This is a genomic window from Gordonia sp. NPDC003376, assembly GCF_053589235.1.
The window spans coordinates 1-4,580 of the sequence record NZ_JBSFRM010000053.1 but is presented as its reverse complement, the minus strand read 5'-3'; the positions used below and the strand labels follow the sequence as shown (position 1 = coordinate 4,580).

General features: G+C 61.7%; 3 protein-coding genes. All 3 read right to left on the bottom strand.

Going from position 1 to position 4,580, the window contains the following annotated elements:
- Nucleotides 1-565: 565 nt before the first annotated feature.
- Nucleotides 566-2,407: a hypothetical protein gene (locus ACWDUA_RS25440; RefSeq protein ID WP_449753806.1), complete on the bottom strand. Its 1,842-nt coding sequence runs from the start codon at nt 2,405-2,407 to the stop codon at nt 566-568.
- 269 nt (nt 2,408-2,676) lie between these two features.
- Entirely contained in the window at nt 2,677-3,216 is a 540-nt protein-coding gene (locus ACWDUA_RS25435; protein ID WP_449753805.1) for a hypothetical protein, read from the bottom strand.
- Nucleotides 3,213-4,220 carry a hypothetical protein gene (locus ACWDUA_RS25430; RefSeq protein ID WP_449753804.1) on the bottom strand — a complete coding sequence of 336 codons (1,008 nt, stop codon included), beginning with the start codon at nt 4,218-4,220 and terminating at the stop codon, nt 3,213-3,215. Before ACWDUA_RS25430 ends, ACWDUA_RS25435 begins: the two co-directional genes overlap by 4 nt.
- Nucleotides 4,221-4,580: the final 360 nt, after the last annotated feature.

Below are 4,580 nucleotides of genomic sequence, written 5' to 3'. Positions count from 1 at the left end.
TCTCTCAGCCCCTCGTGACCAGGTCGCGTCGCGCGACGATGTGGGCACCGCAGGATAGTGCGGGTTTCAGCTGTCCCGCGGGTCGGCGGAGCCGATGCCCGTTCGGTCCTGCTCTGCTCGAGGCGATGCGACCCATGGGCGTCAACACCATCCATCGAATGGACAGAGCCTCCGCTGTATTGCATCGGATCGAGTCGAGCGATCCTTACCCTGTCTGTCGGGTGACAACGTAACTGAGACTTTGACACCCTACTTGGGACTTGATGACGCCTACCTGGGAGGCCGAAGTCCTCGACCTGGCACAATTCCGCGTGTCATCCCACATTCGTTGTCAGTCGATCTGCTCATCGGCTGCGCCAGCCGTCTTGTCTCAGATCACTTGTCACGCATGTTGATCGGCACCCGGCTATCGCCGCGGGTCGCCGACTCCCAGATACCTATCACCGCCACCAACTACGGTGCAATCCGACAGTGTTGGTCTACCCTGACGGATGACAACGTTGACAGACAGGGCGGCCAGATCGACTCGGTGTCTCGCAATCACTCCTAGCCGCCGCGTGTAGGTCTATTCTTCTGGGTCCTGGGGCGTAAGCCAGGGTCGGTCTAGCCAGGGCTCGTCTATGCCATCGAGGTCCCACCTCGCGAACCATCGGTCGGCGTAGTCCTCAGGGCCGGTGCGAGTGAGGTAGACGAAGAGGTAAGGGTCATCGCCCGGTCTAATGATCAGTTCGTCGCCACTGACTTCGCCACGTTCAAGAGCGTCGAGTGCGGCAGGCCCATTCTCGACCCAGGTTTCGGGGTGCACCGCAACCGAGTCTCCTAGGTCAAAGTTCCGGCCCACGATCGGAGCGGTGTACCGGCCCGCCGGCCAATGGATGTGTCGTCGTTCTGTCAGGGTGTTGCGGATCTCCTGGGTGAGCTCAGCGCTGTCGGGAAGGCGTGCGCGGACTCCTCGCGCCAGGGGCGAGGCCACAATATGGCCCTCAATCAGCAGTCGGGCAACCCGAGCATGGACCCGGTCGTTCCCACTGAAGCCGTTGGGAAACGTCATGCTCTGCCCTGTATATGCGAGGACCGCGGCCAGGTCCTCAGCGAACCGGTAGACCATGAGTTGCTCTTTGAAGTCGGGGTCTTCGTTGTCAACTTCGTCACTAGATCGCCCGTATTTGGTCAGGAATCGGCCGTCAATGTGGAACTCGACCTCTTTGGATGTGCGAAGGCCGAGAAGAACTTTGAACAGTTCGGCGACAGAGCGCGGACTGAGTCCGTGAATCTTGTATCCGACGCCCATCGACGACGTTTGGCCGGACGTGGCTCGATACGGAATCTCTGCGGCTACCGTGAGCCGGCCCCCACAGAACGACATCACGCTGGTTAAGCCGTGAGTTCCGTGGCGGACCTCTGTGACCGTTCCCTCCTCGGTGGCTACGACTTCGCCGTCCTCGAGGAACCGGATCTCCATGAGCATTCCAACGGCTGGGCTGTCGACGGGCAGGCTCTCGATGACGAGCCGATCCGGGTCGGGAAGCCCCTGCACGATGTCGGGCCCGGACACTTCGAATCGGGTGATCGCGGCTCGGGGAATCTCCACTCGTGCGGGCGACCCGTACTCCATCGCCCTTCGGAACTCTCGTCCCACCGCCGAATCCGGCTCGAACGCCGCACCGAAGTCGATACTGATAGGACTCCGTTCCGCGGCGTTGTCGTTCAGCGCCCGCAGCACTTGGACCGTCGAACCGGCAGAGTACCCAAAGTCCCACGTCCAGTCGGGGTCGCGGGACTCGATGAGGTCGCCTAGTGCGCCGACGCGGTTGGCGAGGTCGCTCGCGGGGGAATCAAGAAACGCGGTCCGTTCCTGCTCGAAGATCTGCCGGGTGCGGCGGTAGTGGTCCAGCGTCAACCACCGGTCCACTTCGGGATAGTCGATGAGCATCTGATCGAGCTCTGCTCGACCCATCCATCCAACAGTGGGTCGACGTTTCCCCGCTGGGGTGAAGGCTTCGGGCAGGCGTCTTATGTAGCCCTTCTCGGGGTTGGTGAAGTTGCTGCATGGGGCTACCAGAACCCATTCGTGCGGCTCCTGTTCCTTCACCGCCCGCACGAAGGACTTCTTGACTTTGTCTCGACGTCCCACGAAGCCGCCGGACATGCCCTCGGGGTAGTACTTCAACTGGTAGATAACGAGCCGGCCGTCGGGGTAGGTGACGGAGACGTCCACGCCTCCGTCACCGCCTCGTCCGTTCACGACGTCGACCTCGGCGACCCCCCGGAATTTCCGCATCAGCAATGTCTCGACGATGCGATCGAACCACGGCTGATTCAGCCTGGCCCATTGAATCTTGTCACCGTCAGCTTCACGCCCACCCATCGTCACAGCTACGAGAATATTGGGCGGGGCGGCTATCACGATGACCTGCGGTCAACTGAACCGGCCGACGTGGCTGCCCGGGCAGTATTATGAAATGGGGTCGTGACCGGCGCCGCTGGTGGAGCACCACCCGGGGAGCGGCCCTCGACCGAAGCCTTGGGTAAGGAAGTGTGATTGCAATGCCCTGTTTGTCGTGCCCTCGACGAGGGGGAGGGCAGGGTCTATGATCAATATCGTCATGGTGAAGAGCCATGAAAGTGAGGCCGGGAGCCCGCACGTTTTGCGTGGTCGCCCGGCCTTCGCGCTGTTCACAGCACTGTGTGAACTGTGATCAGAGGATTCACGAGGGCGCGATAGGCTCCGCCGGCCCCGTACGCCCACGCAACGAGGTCCGCGGCCCACAGAAGTTCGTGGGCGTTGGGACGGTCGACGTCGGCCCGGACCTGGTCGAGAGCATCCACCTCTGCAAGTGCGCCAGTCATAGCCGCATGGTCTTGGGCGTCTTGGGAGCAGGACTCAACCAGTATTCGCGTCGCCCCGGCTTGCGCGGCATGCCGGGCAAGGGCCTGAAGGCAGCAGGTGCGGACAGTCCGCTCGCTGAGCCGGGCCCCCGACAACGCTCCTACAAAGATGTGGGCTTCGGCAATGGGGCGACGGCGTACAAACTCGCGGATGAGTCGATCTCTGTTCCGCGACTCGTCTTTCATGTGAAGCCGGTCGCGATTACTGGGTTTAAGGTCTCGCATAATTTTTCGACCGGCAGCGATGTCTCCCGTTGCTACCACTGCGGCACACAGTAGGTAGTCGCGGCGCCGCGACTCGTCGACGAAGATCTCGACCGGCTTCATGCCGGCCACGCGATATGCATGTAGCCAGTGCCGTCGTCCCACATGTCTATCAGGCCCTGCGCGTATTCAGTCGCGGTCATCGAACCCGGCTCCGTAGGTCCGAAGGTCTGAAAGCTCATAGATTCGCCGGGCTGGTTCAGATAGGGGGGCGGGCTGGTGACGGTGGTTGTGATGCCGCGACCGGCGCGGGCTAGATCGCGGTTGAACCAGACCAGCCACTCGGTGATCGCCCAACCGTCTCGATGTGGCCCAGTCTCGAACACTGTCGTATGCGGTAAGGCCGGCAGTATCTGCCAGCTGAGCATCCACTCGTCCGGCAAGTCATATTCTCGCCGGCCCGCGGACGCCGCTATGCCCGGTAACGCGTTGAGTACTCGCACAGGCCAGTCATAGAACGGGTCCGGCTCTGGGGCACCGTACGAATCCCCTGAGGTCCCGGACAACTCAGACAGCATCGCTGGCCGGTAGTCCGGCCGCCCGGGATCAACCTTGGCGACGGCGAGGATCTGGCGTGCACGCTCTTCGCCCTCGTCGAGAAATCGCCATTTTTTATCAGCTAGGTCCCAGGTGTGCCACCCCTCGTGTGCACGAACGATGAGTCGCGCAAGCTGCAGGACATCACGGCCCTTCAGTGCAACGTCAATCTCCCGGATCACCGAATCGTCCTGCGGGTAGTTGCGATACTCCCTCAGGACAGTCTTGAGATACGCCAACTCCTGACGTCGATAGGTCGCCGTCGCCTGCGACACAGCTTTCGGTGTCACCCCCAGCTCAGCTGCGACAGACTCGCCGTTCGCACCCGGCCGCAGAGTGGCCTCGTAGACAGCCTGACGTCGGATTGCACCGACATACTTCTGAAGATCGCGAAACCGCTCCGTCGCGGCGGCACACTCATGCACCCGCTGCACCGGGTCAGGAACCGACCGCAAGTAGCTCAGGATCTGCTCTATGTGCACCCCAGAAGCATCATCAGCCCCTTCGAGCAGCTTTCCCGGTTCTTCCATACCGGAAATTGTAATCCACCCTGGGGGTAATTCCTATCATCATCCCGCGTGTAGGCCTGGCTGTCCGTCGCCACGTGCTGCGGGGCGCGCCCGATCGGAACACCGAAAGCGCCGGGTTGGAGGTAGTAGCGCTCAGTCCATCCCTGCCGCAGGTCCGGCGGCGCAGACTCTGTGCAACGAGGCAGGCGGGGGTCGATTATGTCAGAGCGACAATGAAATCTGTTACCACACAGCCGTTTTGAAGTGCCGATAATAATGATTATGTCTAGGGCGTGTCTCCTAACTGCGAAGGTGTGAGGCGGGCACACTGCCTTGGTGGCGATGACGAGTTCGAGGTATCAGGTGTTCACCGATGAACAG

What these genes read in the sequence shown, in the direction of transcription:
- ACWDUA_RS25435 (WP_449753805.1), bottom strand. Translation starts at nt 3,216, where the DNA reads ATGAAGCCGGTCGAGATCTTCGTCGACGAGTCGCGGCGCCGCGACTAC.
- ACWDUA_RS25430 (WP_449753804.1), bottom strand. Translation starts at nt 4,220, where the DNA reads ATGGAAGAACCGGGAAAGCTGCTCGAAGGGGCTGATGATGCTTCTGGG.